At 57.9% G+C, this 20,008-nt stretch carries 25 protein-coding genes and 1 pseudogene; 19 read left to right on the top strand and 7 right to left on the bottom strand.

The genetic code is table 11. From position 1 onward, the window contains the following. The 3 genes and pseudogenes from ACEVQ6_RS22230 to ACEVQ6_RS22220 all read left to right on the top strand — a co-directional run. Positions 1-160, top strand: a pseudogene (locus ACEVQ6_RS22230) (IS5/IS1182 family transposase); the annotation flags it as partial. After that, complete coding sequence (locus ACEVQ6_RS22225) at positions 144-296, top strand: helix-turn-helix domain-containing protein (protein WP_374891238.1); 153 nt, start codon at positions 144-146, stop codon at positions 294-296. The pseudogene ACEVQ6_RS22230 and the gene ACEVQ6_RS22225, both read left to right, overlap by 17 nt. Positions 297-492: 196 nt before the next feature. After that, a complete protein-coding gene (locus ACEVQ6_RS22220) occupies positions 493-1,125 on the top strand; it encodes a recombinase family protein (protein WP_374891237.1) in 633 nt (210 codons plus the stop codon). A 251-nt stretch (positions 1,126-1,376) separates the two neighbouring features. On the opposite strand, the gene ACEVQ6_RS22215 is transcribed toward ACEVQ6_RS22220, so the two are convergent. Both ACEVQ6_RS22215 and ACEVQ6_RS22210 read right to left on the bottom strand, forming a co-directional pair. Continuing rightward, positions 1,377-2,566, bottom strand: a protein-coding gene (locus tag ACEVQ6_RS22215; RefSeq protein ID WP_374891236.1) for an IS3 family transposase whose coding sequence is annotated in 2 segments (ribosomal slippage) — positions 1,377-2,314 and positions 2,314-2,566 — 1,191 coding nt in all. Because the reading frame shifts where the segments join, the coding sequence is not laid out codon by codon here. A gap of 48 nt (positions 2,567-2,614) precedes the next feature. Next, complete coding sequence (locus tag ACEVQ6_RS22210) at positions 2,615-3,904, bottom strand: EF-hand domain-containing protein (RefSeq protein ID WP_374891235.1); 1,290 nt, start codon at positions 3,902-3,904, stop codon at positions 2,615-2,617. Between the two features lie 590 nt (positions 3,905-4,494). Here ACEVQ6_RS22210 and ACEVQ6_RS22205 point away from each other — a divergent pair. From ACEVQ6_RS22205 to ACEVQ6_RS22145, 13 genes are all read left to right on the top strand, one after another. Further along, positions 4,495-5,226, top strand: coding sequence for an AAA family ATPase (locus ACEVQ6_RS22205; RefSeq protein WP_374891234.1), 732 nt, complete (start codon positions 4,495-4,497; stop codon positions 5,224-5,226). Further along, on the top strand, positions 5,223-5,555 hold the full coding sequence (locus ACEVQ6_RS22200) for a hypothetical protein (RefSeq protein ID WP_374891233.1): 333 nt from the start codon (positions 5,223-5,225) through the stop codon (positions 5,553-5,555). The genes ACEVQ6_RS22205 and ACEVQ6_RS22200 overlap by 4 nt, the downstream gene beginning before the upstream one ends. Before the next feature lie 6 nt (positions 5,556-5,561). Next, positions 5,562-6,692, top strand: coding sequence for a replication protein RepA (locus ACEVQ6_RS22195; protein WP_374891232.1), 1,131 nt, complete (start codon positions 5,562-5,564; stop codon positions 6,690-6,692). 375 nt (positions 6,693-7,067) lie between these two features. After that, the gene (locus ACEVQ6_RS22190) at positions 7,068-7,322 is read left to right on the top strand and encodes a type II toxin-antitoxin system ParD family antitoxin (protein WP_374891231.1); all 255 of its coding nucleotides are present in this window, start codon (positions 7,068-7,070) and stop codon (positions 7,320-7,322) included. 12 nt (positions 7,323-7,334) lie between these two features. Further along, the gene (locus ACEVQ6_RS22185; protein ID WP_374891230.1) at positions 7,335-7,643 is read left to right on the top strand and encodes a type II toxin-antitoxin system RelE/ParE family toxin; all 309 of its coding nucleotides are present in this window, start codon (positions 7,335-7,337) and stop codon (positions 7,641-7,643) included. Between the two features lie 403 nt (positions 7,644-8,046). Then, positions 8,047-8,238, top strand: a complete 192-nt coding sequence (locus ACEVQ6_RS22180; protein WP_374891229.1) for a hypothetical protein — start codon at positions 8,047-8,049, stop codon at positions 8,236-8,238. Then, positions 8,238-8,876 carry a DNA methyltransferase gene (locus tag ACEVQ6_RS22175; protein ID WP_374891228.1) on the top strand — a complete coding sequence of 213 codons (639 nt, stop codon included), beginning with the start codon at positions 8,238-8,240 and terminating at the stop codon, positions 8,874-8,876. Before ACEVQ6_RS22180 ends, ACEVQ6_RS22175 begins: the two co-directional genes overlap by 1 nt. Before the next feature lie 115 nt (positions 8,877-8,991). Continuing rightward, positions 8,992-9,255, top strand: coding sequence for a type II toxin-antitoxin system ParD family antitoxin (locus tag ACEVQ6_RS22170; protein WP_374891227.1), 264 nt, complete (start codon positions 8,992-8,994; stop codon positions 9,253-9,255). Next, complete coding sequence (locus tag ACEVQ6_RS22165; RefSeq protein ID WP_374891226.1) at positions 9,252-9,551, top strand: type II toxin-antitoxin system RelE/ParE family toxin; 300 nt, start codon at positions 9,252-9,254, stop codon at positions 9,549-9,551. Before ACEVQ6_RS22170 ends, ACEVQ6_RS22165 begins: the two co-directional genes overlap by 4 nt. Beyond that, entirely contained in the window at positions 9,544-9,726 is a 183-nt protein-coding gene (locus ACEVQ6_RS22160) for a hypothetical protein (protein ID WP_374891225.1), read from the top strand. The genes ACEVQ6_RS22165 and ACEVQ6_RS22160 overlap by 8 nt, the downstream gene beginning before the upstream one ends. Before the next feature lie 433 nt (positions 9,727-10,159). Beyond that, positions 10,160-10,366, top strand: coding sequence for a hypothetical protein (locus ACEVQ6_RS22155; RefSeq protein WP_374891224.1), 207 nt, complete (start codon positions 10,160-10,162; stop codon positions 10,364-10,366). Then, positions 10,363-10,725 (top strand): DUF3768 domain-containing protein, encoded by a 363-nt coding sequence (locus tag ACEVQ6_RS22150; RefSeq protein ID WP_374891223.1) that lies wholly within the window; start codon positions 10,363-10,365, stop codon positions 10,723-10,725. Before ACEVQ6_RS22155 ends, ACEVQ6_RS22150 begins: the two co-directional genes overlap by 4 nt. Before the next feature lie 319 nt (positions 10,726-11,044). Continuing rightward, positions 11,045-11,266 carry a hypothetical protein gene (locus ACEVQ6_RS22145; protein ID WP_374891222.1) on the top strand — a complete coding sequence of 74 codons (222 nt, stop codon included), beginning with the start codon at positions 11,045-11,047 and terminating at the stop codon, positions 11,264-11,266. Positions 11,267-11,337: 71 nt separating this feature from the next. Here ACEVQ6_RS22145 and ACEVQ6_RS22140 read toward each other — a convergent pair whose 3' ends face one another. Genes ACEVQ6_RS22140 through ACEVQ6_RS22130 form a run of 3 tightly spaced genes read right to left on the bottom strand, consistent with a single transcriptional unit; the run spans position 11,338 to position 15,592 of the window. Continuing rightward, complete coding sequence (locus ACEVQ6_RS22140) at positions 11,338-12,861, bottom strand: DUF4189 domain-containing protein (RefSeq protein WP_374891221.1); 1,524 nt, start codon at positions 12,859-12,861, stop codon at positions 11,338-11,340. After that, positions 12,861-14,597, bottom strand: a complete 1,737-nt coding sequence (locus ACEVQ6_RS22135) for a type IV secretory system conjugative DNA transfer family protein (RefSeq protein WP_374891220.1) — start codon at positions 14,595-14,597, stop codon at positions 12,861-12,863. Before ACEVQ6_RS22135 ends, ACEVQ6_RS22140 begins: the two co-directional genes overlap by 1 nt. Beyond that, positions 14,594-15,592, bottom strand: a complete 999-nt coding sequence (locus ACEVQ6_RS22130; protein ID WP_374891219.1) for a hypothetical protein — start codon at positions 15,590-15,592, stop codon at positions 14,594-14,596. Before ACEVQ6_RS22130 ends, ACEVQ6_RS22135 begins: the two co-directional genes overlap by 4 nt. A 237-nt stretch (positions 15,593-15,829) precedes the next feature. Here ACEVQ6_RS22130 and ACEVQ6_RS22125 point away from each other — a divergent pair, with 237 nt between their 5' ends. Together ACEVQ6_RS22125 and ACEVQ6_RS22120 are read left to right on the top strand one after the other, a co-directional pair. Then, complete coding sequence (locus tag ACEVQ6_RS22125) at positions 15,830-16,732, top strand: MobA/MobL family protein (RefSeq protein ID WP_374891218.1); 903 nt, start codon at positions 15,830-15,832, stop codon at positions 16,730-16,732. 245 nt (positions 16,733-16,977) lie between these two features. Further along, positions 16,978-17,394, top strand: a complete 417-nt coding sequence (locus ACEVQ6_RS22120; protein WP_374891217.1) for a hypothetical protein — start codon at positions 16,978-16,980, stop codon at positions 17,392-17,394. Between the two features lie 24 nt (positions 17,395-17,418). On the opposite strand, the gene ACEVQ6_RS22115 is transcribed toward ACEVQ6_RS22120, so the two are convergent. Then, positions 17,419-17,718 (bottom strand): hypothetical protein, encoded by a 300-nt coding sequence (locus tag ACEVQ6_RS22115; RefSeq protein WP_374891216.1) that lies wholly within the window; start codon positions 17,716-17,718, stop codon positions 17,419-17,421. After that, positions 17,715-18,599, bottom strand: coding sequence for a phage integrase N-terminal domain-containing protein (locus tag ACEVQ6_RS22110; RefSeq protein WP_374891215.1), 885 nt, complete (start codon positions 18,597-18,599; stop codon positions 17,715-17,717). The genes ACEVQ6_RS22115 and ACEVQ6_RS22110 overlap by 4 nt, the downstream gene beginning before the upstream one ends. A gap of 1,026 nt (positions 18,600-19,625) precedes the next feature. Between ACEVQ6_RS22110 and ACEVQ6_RS22105 the strand changes: the two genes are divergently transcribed. Continuing rightward, a complete protein-coding gene (locus ACEVQ6_RS22105; RefSeq protein WP_374891214.1) occupies positions 19,626-19,940 on the top strand; it encodes a hypothetical protein in 315 nt (104 codons plus the stop codon). The last annotated feature ends 68 nt before the right edge of the window (positions 19,941-20,008 follow it).

Here is a 20,008-nt window from a genome sequence, read left to right as displayed (position 1 = left end):
CTACCGCCAGCGCAATCTCGTGGAGCGGTTCTTCAATCGCATCAAACAGATGCGCGGCTTGGCAACGCGATATGACCACCAGGCAGACAACTACCTCGCAGCACTCAAGATCGCCGCCACGAGAATGTGGATCGCATCAGCTTATGAGTCCGCGTCCTAAGCAGCTGCTGACCACGACCATGCTTTCAATGTCAGACGTCGCAGGCGCCTGCGGTTTCAACGGTGCAAGCCAGTTTGGAAAAACGTTTCGCGAGTTTATGGGCCAAACTCCGCTAGAGTTTCGTCGTCGAGCTTAACGTAATCAGTCAAGCGCTACTGCATTCGTTTCCGCAGAAAAATAAAGGCATAGATTTTGCACTATTTAAGTATGCCTTTATCGAAGTGCCTTTACGTCACTGCGATAAATATCTTTTGACGACACAAAACGAACTTCGTATATTATTATTAGTCAAACCGAACTGCGGTTTTTAAAATCAATATCGAAGTGCTGTTATGTTCATTCGTGCCTATCTCCGCGCCAGCACCAAAGAGCAGGATGCCACTCGGGCGCATGACGAGCTGAAGCAGTTCGCCAATGAGCGTGGCTGGAAGATCGCAGCCAGCTATATCGAGAACGAAAGCGGGGCGACCTTGCAGCGGCCAGAGCTGTTCCGCTTGTTGTCGGACTGCCAGCCCGGCGACGTGTTGCTCGTCGAGCAGGTCGACCGACTTAGCCGTTTGACGGCCGCCGACTGGGAAAAGTTACGAACCGAAATCCAAAGCCGGCATATCCGCGTGGTCGCGCTGGACCTGCCGACCTCGTGGATGATGATGACCGGCGACCGTGATGACATTCAAAACCGCATCCTTGATGCCATCAACAATATGATGCTCGACATGCTCGCCGGCTTTGCCCGCAAGGACTACGACGACCGGCGCCGGCGCCAGAAGCAGGGCATTGCGGCGGCCAAGGCTGCCGGCGCCTTTCGTGGGCGACCAGAGGACAAACAGCGCAACGCTGCTATTGTCGCCATGCTGAAAAGCGGCCAGACCTGGGAGACCATCCGCCAGGCGACGAAGTGCTCGAGTTCGACGATTGCGCGGCTGGCCAAGCGAATTCCCAAAAAGACCGGGGAAGCATCCTGATGCCGATCCGGCCACAACACCGCTGGCTTTATCCCATTGACTGGGCACAGCTCACCGACATCATCCGGTTCAAGCGGGCCAAAGGGCGCTGTGAGCATTGTGACAGGCCACATGGTCAAACCGTTATCCATCTTGGCGATGGACGCTGGTGGTGCGAAGAGATCGGCCGTTGGAAGGATGGAAAAGGGCGATTGCTAAGGCTTCGCACACCCCCTGCCCTGCCTGATCCTAAGTGACCTGCCACTGAACTTTCATCCAGCGGCGATTAGAGCCTCGGCGGTTTTTGATACGCCAGATGGCGCGGTGGTAGCAACCGGCGGAAACGCGTAGCTTTCATATTGCGCAGCGTTGGAGCCGGTTGCGGCGATGGTCCCGGCATAAGCTGCCGGGGTCTGGTATCCGAGCGACGAGTGCGGCCGGAAGGTGTTGTAGTCGTCGACCCATTCGGCAATGGCGCTGCGGGCGTGATCGAGACCGAAGAACAGGCTTTCGTTGAGCAGTTCATCACGCATGCGGCCGTTGAAACTCTCGACATAGCCATTCTGCATCGGCTTGCCCGGCGCGATGTAGTGCCATTCGACCTTGTGATCCCTGGACCAAATCAGGATCGCATTCGACGTGAACTCGGTGCCATTGTCGGAGACGATCATGCCGGGCTTGCCGCGCCGTTCGATCAGTGTTGTCAGTTCGCGAGCAACACGACGGCCGGAGATTGACGTGTCCGGGATGGCCGCCAGGCATTCGCGCGTGACGTCGTCGACAATATTAAGCACGCGGAAGCGCCTGCCGCAGGCGAACTGATCGTGGACGAAATCCAGTGACCATCGCGCATTGGCCTTCGCCTCCACCAGGATCGGCGCACGTGTGCCCACGGCACGTCGCCGAGCCTTCCGTTTGCGAACGGAAAGACCCTCCTCGCGATACAGCCGATAGATGCGATTGACGCCGGATCGTTCTCCCTCCCGTCTGAGCACGATGAACAGCCGCCGATATCCGAAACGCCGTCGCTGGTTGGCGAGGTCGCGCAGCTTCATTCGCAGTTCGACTTCCGGCGGTCGGCAGGACCGGTAGCGGATCATCTTGCGGTCGGCGGAAATGATCTGGCAGGCCCGACGCTCCGAGAGGCCCATCAAGGCCTTCAGATGCGCGACGGCGTCACGCTTGGCGACAGGCCCTACCATTTTTTTGCGAGAAGCTCACGAAGTGCCGCCACATCCAGCATCTGCTCGGCCAGCAGCTTCTTCAGCTTGGCGTTCTCCTCTTCAAGCGCCTTCAGCCGCTTCGCCTCGGAGACGTCCATGCCGCCGTATTTGGCTTTCCAGTTGTAAAATGTTGCCTCGGAAATCCCGTGCCTGCGGCAGAGGTCCGCCGCTTTCCCACCAGCCTCCTGCTCCTTCAGCACAGCGATGATCTGTTCTTCCGTAAATCTCTGCTTCTTCATTCGTCCGTCCTCAATGGGCCGGACTCTAATCAATTTCGGAGGAAATTCTCAGTGGCAGGTCACTATACCAGTAGCTGTTTCCTTAAACCCAACATCGTCATACGCGAACGCCATATCATACGCTTTAGTTTCTTCCCCACTCCCCGCAAGTACTACTTTGTATACTCCAAATATAATGGAGCCATCTGCCATTTGGAGAAGCTGATCTTTATCAATCTTTCCATCGTTGTCTTTATCTAATTTAGAAAAATCTGCTTCTTTGAAGTCTATAAACGAAACTATATCCGAAAAATTTTTTGATTCTCCAGGGTCGTATATGCCGTTTGTATTTTTATCCTGCCAAATTTTTAATTTTCCCGCGTCCGCTTTTCCATCAGAATCTGTAATTCCGTCTGCTTCTGATGCACTTATTATTCCATCATTGTTTTTATCAAATCCCGCTAATATAAGAGCATGTAAATCAGTTTTTGCTCCAGGCAAATCATAACTTAAAATTATCTCGTTACGACCAGCTCTATCGTTCAAATCTTTATCCCAGAATATAATTCCTTCATTTGGACCGACCCAGGCAGATCGTTCTTTGTAAGTGTCATCCGTAAAATCGTAAAATACATTTGAAGAGAAGCGATTTATAAACTCCAAACCGTCACTTCCTATCCCTGATACTGGACTCAAATCAATTACAAGGGGCTTGGCACTTTCAGCATTTTTACCCCCGGTTAGTGCGCTTATGACTGCACTAATAAAACTATCCAGCGCACTTAGGGCTGACCCTGGGAAACCATTTGGTCGACCATCAGCATACGTAACAATCGCCTCCAAATGAGTGGCCCCGTCTTCAGCTTCACCATAGATATAGCCAGGGGACTCACCAACTACTTGCTGTATATCATTTTCTGTTTTATTTATTCCTATAAAATACTCAGACGTATTATGGAACGCATTTCCTATCTCGTAGTTTACGTAGGCAGCAAGGGCTAATCCTGCGTATGGTGCTACAGTCCCAACTACAGGGATACCCGTTGCCATTCCTGCAGCAGCAGCTATACCATAATCAATAGTAAATGTGACAGCTAATTGCGCTGCAGTCCAAGTAGCTGCACCTGTCACGCCGTATCCAGCGTTCCTATATTGCGCAAAATCAACTGCTATTCCAGCTAATGTATATACTGGTGCAACAGAAGATAATGGAATATCATAAAATATTTCAGATCTGGCAGCATATCTTGCTGACGCTATGATATATGTGCTTACGGCAGCACCAATTCCTGAAATATTAAGAAAATAATCGTAAACTTTTTGATCGTCTGTCTTTTCTGTTTCTACATTTCCTGGCATTTTTCACCTTATAGTCATTTTGGATCATACGGATTAATGAATAATTTTATATAGGCGTATGTTCCCCATATAAAAATACCCGCTACAGCTAAAAAATCGGGCAATATAAATAATGTATCTAATATAAAAATTAATAATATTAACGCGAGACATGATATGTACACTTCAGCAAATGTCTTTTTTGGAATTCTATTCCAGAAATCTTTTAGCAACTTTATCATTTAATTCTCTTAGTTAACTTCCTTAGTGGAATTTGCAATCCTGCCTTCGTTTTCTCAATCCGCACGTTTGATACCGTGCGGCTCTAGCAATTAAAATAGGCATTTTATTTCATCCTCTTCTCGTTAGCGCGCGCTTGCCGGCGAGAAGGTGCGACTGCTTTTGATTCTACTTCCGGTAGTATATAATTTTTCTCGCCTGCCTATATTTTTTATGACATTGATTTATAATATATTTTCTTTATTTCTAAAATTAACTTTAGAGTCAATTGTAAAGTTAATTTTAGAGCTAAATTTAATGTCTGCGATAATTTCAAAGCTAATGCATTCTTTAACGTTATCGTTTACGTTAGTATCAAACAGGAGAGCTCAATGTTCACAATCACCTTCGCCAACCCCAAAGGCGGATCCAGTAAAACCACGTCAGCGCTGCTGTTGGCGGAACAGATCCACCATGCCGGTGCCACGGTTGCGATCTTGGACTGCGATCCAAACCAGAATCTGATGTTATGGGCGGACCAGCGTCAGCAGCAAGGAAGGGACGTACCGTTCCTTGTAAGGCGCGTACCGGGCGAAACCGAATTCCTCGATACCATCGATGGTATCCAAGGCAAGGCCGATTATCTGATCATCGACCTGGAGGGCACAGCTTCGACACTTGTTACATATGCCATCAGCCAGTCCGATCTGGTGCTGGTGCCCTTTGAGCCGACGCCTATGGAGGCCCGACAGGCGGCCCGTGCCGTTCACCTCATCAAGAACACTGGTCGCATGATGAACAAGACCATAGGGCACGCGCTTCTGATGACCCGCGTCAACGCGGCGTTCCAGACCAGCGACGAGAAGGACGTCCGCAAGGAACTGCTGGCGGCCGACATGCGGATCCTGTCGTCCTCGATCGTTCGACGCGCCGCTTATACCCGTATCTTCCGCGAAGGATCGCTGCTCAGCGAGCTGCTAGCACAGGGGCGTGCCGAGGTCCAGAATAGCACCGCGTCGCAGCAGGAGCGTGTCCTCAAACCGCTGGAGGCGGCTGTACAGAACGCGAAGGAGTACACCCAAGAGGTCGTCAACCAGCTCTCCCAGCATGAGGCCGCCGCATGAGCTACGGATTCGACAAACCTGTGACCGATACTGTGAAATTGCCGCCGCAGCGGCAGAAGGCACCCGAAGCTGCCGCACCTGCTGTTGAGCCAGCTCCTGACCTGTCGAAGGTGCTGCAGGCAGGCCAGTCGCTGGGATTCGTGTCTCGCGACGTCCATGCCCGTCGCAAGCCTGGGCCGAAGCGGAAGGAGGCACAGGACAAGATCAGCGTCACCGGCCCAAAGCGGGTTATCGAGCGCCTTAAAGCCTATTGCGACGCCAACGGCGGGCAATCGTACTGCGAGGCAATCGAGGCTTTGCTGGACACGGTGGAGGGAAAAGGGAAGTAATCGGGCATGAATGACACCTCCTTGCCTGATCTCTCCCTAGTCCGCGACGCCGACCTGCGCAAGAAGCTTGCCCAGGCTCGCGAGAAATACAAATTACCTACAGTCTTCGCGGTCGAGGCACGCCAGCTGATTGTCGAACAGGCCGAGCGTGATGCCCAGGCGGAGGCCCGCGCATCCGAAATCGCCGCGATGTCGCCAGGTGCCCGACGCCGCGCCAAAAGCAAGGATGCTCTTGAAGCCGGCGGAACACGCGAAGACCTGCGCCACATCCATAGCGTTCTGGCTCTGTGTGGCCTGCCCTACAATCGCCAGCCTATCGAGGAGCGTGAATACCGCAGCAAGCAGGGCAACATGCGCCTCATCGTCAACGCTGGTGAGCTGCTGTCCCCCGAGGGCGAGTTCGTGAAGCAGCCGCTGCCATATGGCTCCCGTGCCCGCCTGCTGCTGCTGCACCTGTGCAGTGAAGCAATCCGCCAGCAGTCGCCGACGATCAACATCGACGACAGCCTGACCGCATTCATCAACAAGATGGGGTTCGAGGCCAACGGCGGACCGCGTGGCAATCTCACCGCGTTCAAGCAGCAGGTGAACGCCTTGGCGGCTTGTAAAATGACCATTGGCACCTTCGACGAGAAGGGGGGGCGTGCCAGGACGATCAACACCGCCCCGTTCGCATCCCTGGATGTCTGGTTCCCCAGTGACCCCGATCAACGCATGCTGTGGCCGAGCACGATCACCTTCAGCCGCGAGTTCTACGACACCCTCGCGAAACACGCCCTGCCGGTCAACGTCCACGCCATCAAGGCGTTCTCGGACTCCCCCCGCAAGATTGATATCTACTACTGGCTCAGCCATCGCAGCTACAGCCTCAGCGAGCCGATCGCGATCAGTTGGGAAGCCCTGAAAGAGCAGTTCGGCGAGGGGCACTTTGTAACCTCAGGCAAGACCGGCGGCTACACCCGTGACCGGGATTTCCGGGCGAAGTTCACGAAAGAGCTGGCACATATTTGTGAGGTTTTTCCGAAGCTTCCGGTCAGCCTGACTGAGACAGGAATACGCCTGAAACCCGCTGATTCCGATGTGCTGTCAATCCCGGCCAAGGGTTCCACGAAAAAGCGTGAAACCATAAAGAGTTAGCTACGCTGAATCGGTCGCGCTTTAGGGGGTCTCAGGTCTTAGATGATTCAATGCCTTAGTATAGGCCTTACGCTGAATCGGTCGCGCCCCTACGCTGAATCGGTCGCGCGTCGGGATCTTTCCGCGCTGAATCGGTCGCGCCTTTACGCTGAATCGGTCGCGCTTTTACGCTGAATCGGTCGCGCCTATATATAGAACTGAACAGACTGAACATTGCGGAACACTTTTTTCTAAACATTTTTCAGAATTTTCTAAAAAGGCCTGCGGCGCAAAATTCAAAATTTTGAAGAGAAAACGATGCACGTTCTAGGGTGTCAGAAATCAGTATGACACTGTCATGCTTCGTGCTATAAGCGATCAGGAAGGATCTCATCCATGCGCACAAGCAAACCCATCACCCTGACCCTTGGCAAACAACAGGCCAGCATCGACGCACGTCTGGCGACCGGTGCCTATGAGTCTGCGAGTGAGGTTGTGCGTGCTGCGCTTCGTGCCCTCGATCGGGAAGAAGCGGCACTGGACGAAATTCTCCGCGCCAAAATCCAGGAAGCGATCGATGACCCCCGGCCGAGCATTCCGGCGGATCAGGTCTTTGCCGAGCTGCGGGCTTTTCACCAGGCTTTCAGGTGAAAGCCGCCAAGCGTGGCGCATAAGGTCGTTTTCCGGCCGATCGCCGCCGCAGATCTCAAGCGCATCTATCTGGACATTGCCGACAAGACGGGCCACGAGCGGGCAGGGGGATACGTCACCCGTATCGAAGCGGCTTGTCTGTCACTCGACACCTTTCCCGAACGCGGCACGGTGCGGGATCACATCCTGCCAGGCCTGCGTCTGATCGGGTTCGAGCATAGCGCTGCCATCGCCTTCCGTGTCGTCAGTGACGATCTTGTCGAAGTTCTCCGCATCCTCAAACGTGGTGAGGATATGCCGGACGACTGGTCCGACGCCTAACCATTGCCCCCGCCTAGGTCGTCACATCGCCGTCAGGCCGTTTTCTGGTGTCCGGACAGGTTCCCCTGTGGCGTGAGGTGGGAAACCTCTCCAAATCGCCGCTCAGGCGGCGCCAATCCTGATCGCACCTTCAGGCTTGATCCTCCCCGTCGTCGTCGACCGTGACCAGGTGTTGGTTCGGTGTGGCGTTGTCTCCGTTGTCCGTCCCCGCCTTCTCGGCCTGGTGTGGTCGGGGTCTGCGGCGGAGCCTGTCCCCGTCAACCGGTTTCCGCTCATTTCGCTGCGCTCCCGAGAAGCCCGGTGGACCGGGACCGGCGCGTTCCGCGCCTCAGGCGTACCGCCGCTTGAGTGACCCGACCGGCCGCGAAGGGCGTGGCCGGAGAAACCAACGGGAGACAAACCCATGACAACCAACAAAAGTCCCACCCACGGCGTCTACGTCGTGGAAGGAGCCGGCGACGGGAGCTACTGGACCAAGGTCGGCGCCGCGTGGCCTACGAACAACGGTAAGGGCTTCACCATCCAGCTTATCGGCCTGCCGGTCAGCGGCCGCCTGATCCTTCAGGAAATCAACGCCAAGCGGGACGATGAATAATGATCACCCGCAACGCCATCCTGCACGGCGACTGCATCACCCTGATGCAGCGTCTGCAAAGCGGGTCTGTGGATTTCATCCTCACAGATCCACCTTACCTGGTCCGTTATCGCGACCGCCACGGTCGTACCGTCGCCAATGACGATAACGCCGACTGGCTCAAACCCGCTTTCGGGCAGATGTACCGCATCCTCAAACCCAACAGCCTAGCCGTCAGCTTCTACGGCTGGAACGAGGTCGACCGCTTTGCCGAAGCCTGGCGCGAGGCGGGTTTCCGCATCGTCGGACATCTGGTCTTTGCCAAGCCTTATGCATCCTCGCGTCGCTTCCTGCAGCACACCCACGAGCAGGCGTACCTGCTGGCCAAGGGACGTCCACCGTTCCCGGCAACAAAGCTGTCCGACATCCAGTCGTGGGACTACACAGCCAACCGGCTGCATCCCACGCAAAAGCCGGTCCGGCCACTGAAATCCTTGATCAGGGCCCTGACGAAGCCGAACGACCTGGTGCTGGACCCGTTCTGCGGTTCGGGTTCCACGTTGGTCGCTGCCCATGACACGGGTCGCGATTTCCTCGGTATGGAACTCGATTCCCGTCACTATCTGTCGGCACGGCTGCGGCTGCATCATGCCTTGTGACAAGGCCCTTCAGGGCCTTCTTTCCAACCGGCTTACGCTCCAAGCCGGTTGGACCCTGTCAGAAAAGTTGCCAATAGTTATCACTGTGTGCCATAAAGGGGAAAGGAGCAATGATATGGCAAGCAGCGCACATCTCGGCGAAAAGCTGGAAAACTACGTCACAGACCTGGTGAAAACTGGCCGTTATAACTCGCGGAGCGAGGTTCTGCGCGAGGGTGTGCGTCTGGTCGAAGAGCGGGAAAAGCGCCTTGCCGCGCTTGATGCCGCGCTCCAGCGCGGGCTGGCCGACGCTGACGCCGGCCGGGTCAAGCCGATCGAAGAGGTAGGCGCCCGTCTCACCGCGAAATACCGGAAGATGGCGGAAGATCGCGGCTTGTGAAGGTTGTCATAACCGACGAGGCGGAAGCTGACCTCGAGCATATCGGTGACTACATCGCCATAGACAATCCCGTGCGGGCCGAGACCTTCGTCGCCGAACTGGTGGAACGGTGTCTGACCTTGGGTCACATGCCCCGGATGTTTCCCTTGCTGGCGGGTTACGCGCATACCGGCATCCGTCGCCGGCCGCACGGCGAATACCTGATCTTTTACCGGATTGCGGCTGAAACTATCGACGTGCTGCACGTTCTCAACGGTGCCCAGGACTACGAGGCCATCCTATTCGCCGATGAATAGCGAGAACAGCGACAGTCAAGCGCTCCTCTCCGAGGAAGCCCTGCCCATCGAAATTTTGCGTGCCAGAATCCGGGCATCACTCGACGATCCAGCGCCGAGCCTTTCAGCCGCGCAGGTCTTTGCCGAGCTGCGGGCCTTTCACGAAGAGCAGGTCAAGACCGCCAAGCGCAGGTGAAGCTCCCGGCAGTCCGGGCCGGCGTGTAGATCGTGTCTCAAACCCTCCAGATCGTCGCCACATCGTCTTTCAGCCAGCAAACCGTTTCCCATCTGTAGCGGAGTGTGAAGCCGCGCCAAATCGCGTCTCAGGCTGCCGCCCATCCTGATTGCATCATTCGGCTTGTGCCTCTCCACCATTGTCCTCGACCGTGACCAGGTGTCGGCTCGGTGTGGTGTTGTCGTCCGTTGTCCGTCCCTGCCTTCTCGGCCTGGTGTGGTCGGGGTCTGCGGCGGAGCCTGTCCCCGTCAATCCGGCTGCCCGCTCCATTCGCTGCGCTTCCGTGTGGCCGGATGACTGGGACCGGCGCGTTCCACGCCTCAGGCGTACCGCCGCTTGAGGGACCCGACCGGCCGCGAAGGGCGTGGCCGGAGAAACCAACGGGAGACAACCCATGACAACCGAAACCAAAAGACCCTCTCATGCGGTCTACCACGTCGAAGGCGAAGGCAAGAAAGCCTACTGGACCAAGATCGGCGCCGCCTGGATGCACGATGATGGCGAGGGCTTCAACATCAGCATCAGCTGCATACCCGTCAACGGCCGTCTGACCGTCCGCAAGCCGAAGGCAGAGGAATCCCAGCGGGAAGAGGGGCGATGAGCCCCCTCCCGGCCCGGGAGCATTCCGGCACCCGGACGATGCAGATCCGTGCGCTGAATGACCAGCTCCGAAAATGGCCACTGCCGCCTCTCGGCGAGCTGTTCCTCACCAGCAGCGTCATGGGGCTGCCGCACCAGGACCGCTTCAGGATCCTGCGCAAGGTAATGGATTTTGACGCCTTCACGGCGGACAACGATCCCCACGGCGAGCATGATTTTGGCGCCATCGCGCATGATGGCGTGAACTACTTCTGGAAAATCGACTATTACGATCTCCGGAAACGGAACCACTCGCCTGATCCGACCAATCGGGACGTCACCTGCCGGGTGCTGACCGTGATGCGCGCTGATGAATACTAGCGATAGGGCCGCGTCAAAGGGCGCGGCACCTTTCCTGCTGGCTGCCTGCTGACGACAGGTATCCACAACCGCAGGATAGTCGAACCATTATCGACAGGGAGGAAGGGGCAAGGTCCATCCTTGGACCGTTCCGCATGCGGCCGGAGCTGTCGGGGTTTTGCGTCGTGGTCTGCCCCAGTCAATCAGGCGGCCCGCTCCGTTCGCTGCGCTCCCGAGTTGCCTGATGACAGGGGGCGGCGCTATGCGCCTCAGACGGCCGACGCCGAACTTTCCCGACCGGCCGCAAAGCGTGACCGGGTAACCAAGGAAAGAAGTCCCAATGCCACTCCACAAGACCCTGATCAAAAATACCTGGTTCTACGTATCCTGCCGGATCGTGGATAAATCCTACATCGCGGTGCAGGCTGCCTCGCAGGAAGAGGCCCTTCAGAAAGCCTCGGACCTGTATCGCATAGCGCCTGAGCTGTTCCAGCGCGCACCGGTCGAAGCTCCGCTCTTTTCCCTCGAAGAGGACATGCCCGCCTGTGACGAGGACCTTTAGGTCCTCTCCGGAGCACGTGCCGGCACCCATGCTGAACAGCCGGTACTGACCGGCTGTTCAGCATGGGTTTGTCACTCGCTGGCGCAGCGGGTGAACGCGATGCTGCATTGTCCGCCGCTCAGCTGGTTGCACTCGTAGAGCGCGCCCTGCCGGGCTTCTGCGGCCGTCTTGCCCGGCCGGTACCAGTAGTTCGCGGCGCGGATCCTTTGCCCTTGAGGCCGTGCAACCGCAAAACACATGTTTTGGTAGAAGCCGATAAATTCGCAGCGCAGGCCACCGGCTTGACATTTATCCATGACGGCATCCTGAGCATCGGCCCCACTCGACTGCCCGGTTGAGACCTCAACCGAGCCCGACGAACTGACCGCCGCGCCCAGCCAGTAATCGACCGGGACGATGATTTCCTCGGTTTCCGGCTCGCTTTGCTGTTGCTCCAGCTGGAGGCGCTCAAACTCGGCGATCCGTGCTTCCTGCTGTTCTACTTTGGCCTTGTACGTCGCCAGGTCCTGTTCCAGAGCGGTGATCGTCGACTGATGCCCGGCAGTAGTGGGAGGGTCGCCGGAGGAGGCGACGTCAGACGGCGATACCAGCTGGGACTTGAGACGGGTTGTTTCCGTGCGGAGGCTGGCAATGATGCGGACTTGCTCGTCGATACGGGCGTTGAGCTGCGCACGGTCGACGTTCAGGGTTTCAAGCTGTTTTTGGGAGGCTTCGATAGCGGCGGCGCTGCCATCGTTGTCGCTGCGTGATTTCTCCAGGAGCTTCATTTTCAGTTCGACAACCTCGCGGCGTAGTTCCGCCGCTTGCTGTTTCAAACCGGAATTGCCATCCGCCGAAGCCACCGTGGCCGGCGCAGGGGCCTTGCTACGCAGTGCCTGGATTTGATCCTGTAGTGTGGCGATGACCTTCTTCTGATCATCGATCCATTTACGGGCAGACGCATCGCTCGCGTTCGCCTGGGAAAGCTTGAACTCCAGCGAGCTTACCATTTTTTTGAGTTCCTTGACTGCAAAAGTATCCTCTGCGGGCGCGGTGTTTTTGACGGTTTTGGGCTCTACCACAATTGCAGCCGCTTCCTCCTGGGGAGGAGCGTTGCTGCCGGTGAAGGCAAGGCCGCCGTAACTCAGGCCCGCGCCAATCACCAAACCCGCGACTACGGCGACCCAAAGGGGTCGGCCAGTCCGTGATTGCTCCGAAGGAGGTGTTGCTACGTCCTCTTGGGGCGGCGGGGAGATTTCGGGGGTGGGGGCCGTGACCACGGCGATCGATGCTGCTACGGGTGGCGGAACGGACTTAGCCGGTTTGGGCCAGGTGACGGTTTCACGCAGGCCGATGAAAATCTCCTCGATGACGAACACTGTGCCGGGTGCAATGAGCTGGGCGGTTTCCGGCTCAATCATGATTTCAGCCGTGTCCGTCTCGGGTACGACTTCGGCAAAGGTTTTGCGACTGGATGCCCAACCGTTCGACGTGAGGTATTTCCGGGCCTTCGCATCGAATAGCGAAAACTTCATGCGCTGGCCGACCGGCAGGGGGCCGACCAGCGAGATCAGGGCCATCCCGGTCTCGGGGTCAATATGGACTTGTGCCGCCATCAGGGCCTCCATGCGTCATAGAGGGACGTGAACAGCTCGCATTCGTAAAACGGTAGCAAGCTCGCGATGGCGGGCAGCTTGTGGCGCATGAGGATGATCTGGGAGCCGCGCGGCATGGCGCGGATGTCGCTGGGGGTGGCGACGGGATCATCCTTGAAACGCCATTGCTCGTTGAGCGTTTTGGAGGTGTTGTCGGAGTGGGATGTCGTGTCCGATGATCCGGAACTCGACCCGGATCCGCCGCTGCTGTCGTAGCTCCCGTAACTGGTGCTGTTTCCCCAGGACCGGGCCGACGACGTGCTGAAGGAGGTGCCTTCCGTCTCAGAGCTTGTAAAATACCGGAGCGAATACTCACCGGTTTTGCCAAGCTGCTGCGAGAGAAAGTCGCATATGTCCGGGTCGGTCATGCCGAAATAGCAGGATGCTCCGGCATTCGAGACGAAGGTCGTCCAGTTGTCCTTGTAGATTTCCTTCAGCTGGCCGACGCTCTGGGCGAACGTCCAGATCTGGACGCCGTAACCGGCGAGATATGCCACGCCTTGTTCAATGGGACCCATGTAACCGAGCGCCGGAAACTCATCGAGCAGGAACAGCACCTGGCAAGGCGGCTTTGCCACCCAGCCGGCGGCGATGTTCTCCTCTGTAGCCCAGCTGGGGGAGCGGGTCAGCTCGACCGCCGCCAGACCAACCATCATGCGCAGGACCGGCCGATACTCCTTCAGGTATTCCGGTGGAATGACCACATACAGGGTTGTGGGCGCGGGGCTTTCGGCCTCCGGCCGGCACATGGACCGTTTTAAGTCCGAGAACCGGAAATCACTTGTGCCTGTCGCGTCCTGCAGCCTTGGGGACAGCCAGATGCTCATGGCGGAACGGCACGTCGACAGGATGCCGGCGCGCACCTTGTCCTCGTGCTCGATGAACTGGGTGATAAGAGCGCCCAGGATGTCGTCGCCGTTCATCTCGGCGGCCATGCGGATTGCGTTCACTGTTCTGTCGAACGGTGACGCCTTGCTGTCTTCGAGCGCCATGGGGAAAAGCAGCTCCACGACCCTGCCCATGACACGATCGCCGTGGCCGGGCTGATACCGCGTCGCCACATACAGAAGCAGCATGGTGAGAAGGCCACGGGCCTCGATGTCCCAGAATGTCTCGTTCGCTCGGCTGCCGACCAGCATTTCCGAGAGGAGCCGCGCGTCATCGAATGTGTAGGTGTTGGCGGAGCCGTCCTCGGACACCCGGATGAAATCCAGGGGATTATACCGGGCGGTATCGTTGTCAAACGGCGCGAACTTGAGGACCGTTGCGCCCTCAAAGATCGTTGAACGGTGCTTTTGGGTGACCTGATAGTTTTCCCCCTTGATGTCGATGACCAGGCAACTGCCGGCATAGAGCATCAGGTTCGGCACGATTTGGGCCGCGCCCTTGCCGGCGCGGGTCGGGGCGATCGTCAGCAAATGGCCGTCGTCATTGTATTCGAGGATACCGCTTTCCGAAGACACTCCGCCCGTTCGTGAGTTGGTAAGAACACCGAGAAAAGGACGGCGGCCACGGGGATAATCTGAAACCAGCGCATCACCCCGGCTGTTGGTGTCATGGCGGGCCTGCTCAGCCGTAATGAAGCAGGAGAGACGGTGAGGGGGCCAAAGAACAGGATGGCTCCAGCGCGAGCCCCAGTAATCCCGCCACAGCGTCTGGAAATCCTCAGCGTTCGATGTTAGCAGGGAGCCGCTCATTGTGCGGCTCCGTTGGTGCGCGACGTCTCCGGAGCAGGCAAAGCGCCGCCTTCAGCCGGCTTGCCGTTCTCGGTGACGCGGTTATTCCAGAGCGCGATAAATCTGTTGCGGTGCTCGGCCTCCTGTTTCGCCCGCAGCGTCTGCTGTTCGAGATAGGATGTTGCCTGGTTTTCCCGCTTGCGCGCCTCATCCGCCTGAAACGCCCGGATGACCGTCTGGCGCATGCGTGCCACCGAAAGCCACAGCCATTGATCGCGTGGCCCCGTCATGGTCCGCATCAGCAGCACCAGGCAGGGCCTGAGGTGGAAGCGCATGCTGGCAAGGGTCAGTGTATAGTCCTCAAAGCCATACCGAATGAACGTAAAGGAGCCGTCCTTTTCGGGTGGCCAAACCGACACGACGACCGGCCGCCTTGCTTCCGGAATGGCGAGGTAGGAGCTGACGAATTCGTCCGTGTAATCGGGATTCTGCTCCAGCTGGTAGGAAGCTGATGACCAATGCCCGTAAGTGTCGAGAATGACGGGATAGCGGGGACGCAGCCGGAGGCGTATTTCTTCCTTCAAAGCATCCAGCGATATGTCCTTAATTTTGGTCGGAAAATCGTCAGACGTCGTATTCGGCCAGACCCCTGATTTCCTGCTGGCAGGAAAGACGATAAACAGCTTCCGGTTGAAATCTTCATAGCATGTGGCGGGCGTGCCCATTTCGGGGAAATCGTGGACGTCAGGGCCGTAACTGGTCGGGTCCTTCTCCTCACCACGAACCGGCCTGATGTTGCCGAAGTCCGGTGGGTGGATCTCGATGACGGGTTCCGGCTCAGGTTCCGGTTCCGGCTCGACATCGGGCTCCGGTGCAGCAGGAGGCTCCGGAAGGATAGGCGAGGGGCGTGGACCAAATCCAAGCCACTGACGAACAGCTGTTGAAAGCGTCTTGGAAAACATCACGGTGACCGCCACCAATACGATGGCAACCCCCAAGCCATAGACAAAATCCATGACGTCAAAATCCCCTGAAATATCCCCACGATATTACTTCCATAGCGCGCAACCGAGCGTCAAGGTGCAGTCTGACGGTGCGGCAATCTCCCGTGTTTTCCTGCACGGCGGTGGTGATACCAGCAGCGGGTGGCGGGCAAGCCTCTTGCGTTCCAACAGATGTTTGGTAGCTTCAGCGTTGTTAGTGCGCACTTATGGGTTTTGGAACAAAACCCGGCGCACCGCGAGGCGTCTCGCATGGCCATCTACAGTCTGAGCCATAGCTCGATCGGCAAGACGACCCAGGCGCAGCCTCATACGGCTGCCGCCCACGTTGACTATATTACCCGCGAGCGGGCCGCCTCCCATCTGGAAGCTCGCCGGATGCCGGCCGGGAAGGAAGGGGCAATGGCGTTCATGACCGCCACGGAAGGCGCCCTGCGCAAGAATGGTCGTGTCGCAGACAAGATCATGTTGGCGCTGCCCCGGGAGCTGACGGCCGAGCAACGTATCGCCCTTGTGGCGGCTTTTGCGGAAAGCGTCACGGATGGCCGGGCGTCATGGTTCGCAGCTTTCCACGACAAGGGGAAGGATCAGGCCAACCCGCATTGCCATCTGGTGATCCACGACCGGGATGCCGGTACCGGCAAGCGGGTGTTTGGCATGTCGGAAAAGGGCAGCACGCAGCGCCTCCGGAAGCTCTGGGAAGAGCATGCCAATACAGCTTTGGCGCGTGCAAGCCGTAAGGAACGGATCGATCGGCGGAGCCTGAAAGCACAAGGTCTGGAGCGGCGGCCGACAATCCATGTCGGCGTCAGGGCCCGTCAACTGGTACGCGACGGCCGGTCGATGGTGTCGCGTGACCGTGTTGTACGCAACCATTGCCAGGCCCGTACGCGGAGCCGTACGGTCTCATATCCACCCATTGACGGGGGAAGGTTGCGGCTGGAACATAACGTGCAAATTCGCCGCACGAATATGCTGGCAAGCCGGCGGGCAAATCGGGAAGACGAATACTGGAAGGCCATCGACCAGGATGCCTTCGTCCGAGATATCCGGGAGTTGAAGCGGCTTCATGCCGTCCTCGAATTTGGACCTGACGGGGTGACGCCGATGCGGTCGAGGGACGAAGGGCTTGGTCGGGGAGGGCTGGAGTTTTGAAGAATGGAGCCACAATCGCAAGACCTGAACAAGGTCCGGGCTACACGGGGAAGAGGCTAAAGTTCGGTCTTACTTGCGTTTTTTAAAGCGTTCGGAGGTTTGGAGGATTTTCATATCCTCCATCGTCAGTGGGGTTCTGTCGGGCGTAACGAACAACGAGCGAGCGCCACGATATAAACTACGAGCAATGCGATACAAATAAAACATATTTCATATTGCTAATATAAAGTGGGATGTCAAATAATATGTCTATCAATGATGACGTTAAGAAGAGCATTTATGCGAAACTTGTGTCTTCTCAAGTTGATCTTGATCAGAAACGCGAGGAATGCATGATTGCTGCTAGGAATATTTATGCAAGTCCAAGGGAATCTGTAAAGGCGATGATGAAGTATTCTGCCAAGGCAGGAGACGCCGCCTTGGTATCCAAGCTGGAAGCCGACCCCAGCTATTTCGGGACGATGAAAGGGTATCCTGGATCCGGGAATTCCTTATCAATCCAGGGAATGAAGGATCGAGGGCTTGCGAAGGAGGAAGCGAAACTCCTGCCGGGATTGATAAGAGACGCTCTCGCGGCCGATAACAAAGTCCTTTCTCTTGAACAGGCCCTGGAGGCCAGAGGAGGACTGGACAAAGGCAAGGGTGGCCTTGATTTCGATTGATAGTCATCGCGTTTTGAGGATGGGCTACGGGTTCTTAGCTTCCCAACTGACCCTCAACACCGTGTAAGGCGGCGTGTCGGGTTGCTCACGAACCGGTTGCCATTCCAGACGAAGTTGTTCTCCTGAAAGCTCTTCCTTCATCGCGGCGACCGCTTCCGTGCGTTGGACGTCAATGGCCTTGCTGGGACGGATTTCGCACCAGGTAAAGCCCTCGGCCGCACGCGCGTTGCACGCTTTGAGGATCGCCTCCTTGCTGAATTCCGCCCGGGCCAGCTCCTCCCGACTCTTCATCGCCTTGTTGCGCAGGTTCTGGCCGATCGTCATGACACGGCCCTCGTGAAATGCCCGCTTGCCCAGCGCCGGCCGAGATAGCGGTCGGTGACATCGATGCGGTTGTGGCCGAGTTCCTGGCTGACCTGCAGGCGCGCCTCGTGGTCGATCTCGCGCTCGCGGGCGGTCATGGCTTCGGCCGTGCGGCCGCCCGCCGCCGGACAGGTCCAGCCGGCGAGCGTCTCATAGCGGCGCTGGGCATAACCGTGGCGTAGCGCGTGATCCTTGCCGAGGCCGGCGGCGCGGACCTGGGATTTGTAGGTCTGCAGGTGGCGGATGTAGGTTTTACCGATCGGGATCAGGGAGCCCTCGCCGGCAACGCTGGCGACCTGGTCAAGGACGTCGCGTTGGCGTGGATCGGTAATCGGCACGATGCGGGCACGGCCGCCTTTGCACCAGGCTGCCTTCAGGGCGATATGGTCGCCGCGATCGGCGATCGAGGGGCGGAATTTCAGCGCCTCTTCGCGGCGCAGACCGAAAGCCTCCTGCAGCAAGAGCGCGCAGCGGATGGTGTCGTCGCGGACACGCGCCAGCTTGGCCGCATCCAGCTGCGCGGCCTTGGAGCCGCGAAAGGGGTTGCGCTCCTCCAGGCCATAGGCTTCGTTGTCGCTGGGCAGCATGCCCTCTTTGCCGACACGCTGGGCGACCCAGCGCAGCCAGCCAAGCCGGTTGCGGATGGTGTCGTCGGAAATCTTCGTCTTTTTCCAGTGCAACACCAGCCGTTCGACGTGGTGGGGTTTTAAGTTGCGGGCATTCTTGATGCCGTAGCCGAGCGTCTTCAGCTCGTCACCGATGGCGACCAGGCCGCGATGGCGGTTGTCCTGGGTCATTTCGCTGCCGTCCCGGTTCCGTACCGTCAGCAGCCTGATCGACATTTCGTAGCTATTCATAGTCTTCGTGGTCTTGGTGAGTGTTTTTGGCCAGATCCCTGCCCATTCGGGCGGCAGGATTGCGTGACAAGTCACGCCAAGGGCCGGATAGTCCGTTTAGCTATTGCGGTTCTCCGGTCTCAGTGCCTCCATCTGTTGAGCCCCATTCCCCAGGGCGGTGTCGTGTCGTCCTCATGGGTGGTTGCGTCCTTTCTCTATGGTTGTCCGTATGGACCTTCCCGGTGTCGTATCCGTGGGACCGTTCCGGCCGGGCTGGGTTTTCGCCGTGTGGCGATCGTGTGTGGTGCCTGATGTGTTTGCATCGCTTCTCTCCTGAAAGGTTCGGGCCGCACCGCAGTGTGGCGTGGGTGTCGCGGGTCGATATCAACGCGGCCCTCCGTATGGCACGCGTCCACCATTTATGCGGTGGCGGCCGAGCGAGCGGCTGACATCGGGGCGCCCGTGGCTGTCACGGCGGGTTTCGAGTTGAGCTTTGTGGTTGCTGCTCGCCCTGTCACTGTCAGCGCGGCCCGCCGACAGTGACAGGGCGCGTGACCGCGCCGGTGCGGCCTTGCAACAGGTGTTGCCGGCCGATGGGGCCTCCGGGGCCGGTCCCAAACCTTGGCCCTTGTGAAGCGCTGTGCGCGCTTCAACGGGAGGCTTTCCGGCCTCCCGCACCCGCCCGGTGTCGATCGCAAGCAGGCAAGCGATCGAAGGCGCTATCGCGCCCGTCTTGGGCGACCTGACGGTCGCGGCGGACTCCGCCTGCACTACGGCGCAATGGGGGAGCGCGTTCCGGCTACGCCCGCCAGGAACCGCTTAGGGTCTGCGACCGCCCAGCGGTTTTACGGGGGGACGCCCCCGTGCGGGCCTGACGGCCTGAGCGCGTGGAGCGGAGCGCCCCATCACTCGGAGCGGCGCGAGCGTCGGCCTGAAGGATCGCCCTGCGACATATAAAACGCTGCTTAAAGCGTATGCACTTATCCGCGCCGGATAGTGGACAGAAATTCGTGCCTGGCGCAGACATGGCGCATGACCAAACGCACCCCTATTCCCCCCATCGTCGCAGCATGGTTCAAAGCGATTGAGGATCTGCGGGAGATCGAAGACCGTTTGGATCTGATGGGATACACCGATCAGACCTTGTACCTCCTCGCGGCACGGGATGCGCTTGAGCGCCATCCGCCGGAAGAGTACCGGAAGATGATCGGTCCTGACACCACCCTTGCTGCACCCCCGCTCAATCTGCTCGCGGAGCTGATCCACCATGCGGTTGCATCCATTCATATACCGCCTTCACTGCAGGCAGAATTTCTGGCAACCGAACTCAAACCGGCCAAACACTGACAGCCTCCTTGGAAAAATTCGGCCAGTTTGAGCGTGGACGTGCCGGGCATATTTAAGTGCGCCATATT

It is taken from the genome of Ensifer soli, assembly GCF_041928815.1.
Classification (GTDB): Bacteria; Pseudomonadota; Alphaproteobacteria; order Rhizobiales; family Rhizobiaceae; genus JBHFEI01.
The sequence above is the reverse complement of the archived record's forward strand: the minus strand, read 5'-3'. Positions and strand labels throughout refer to the sequence as shown.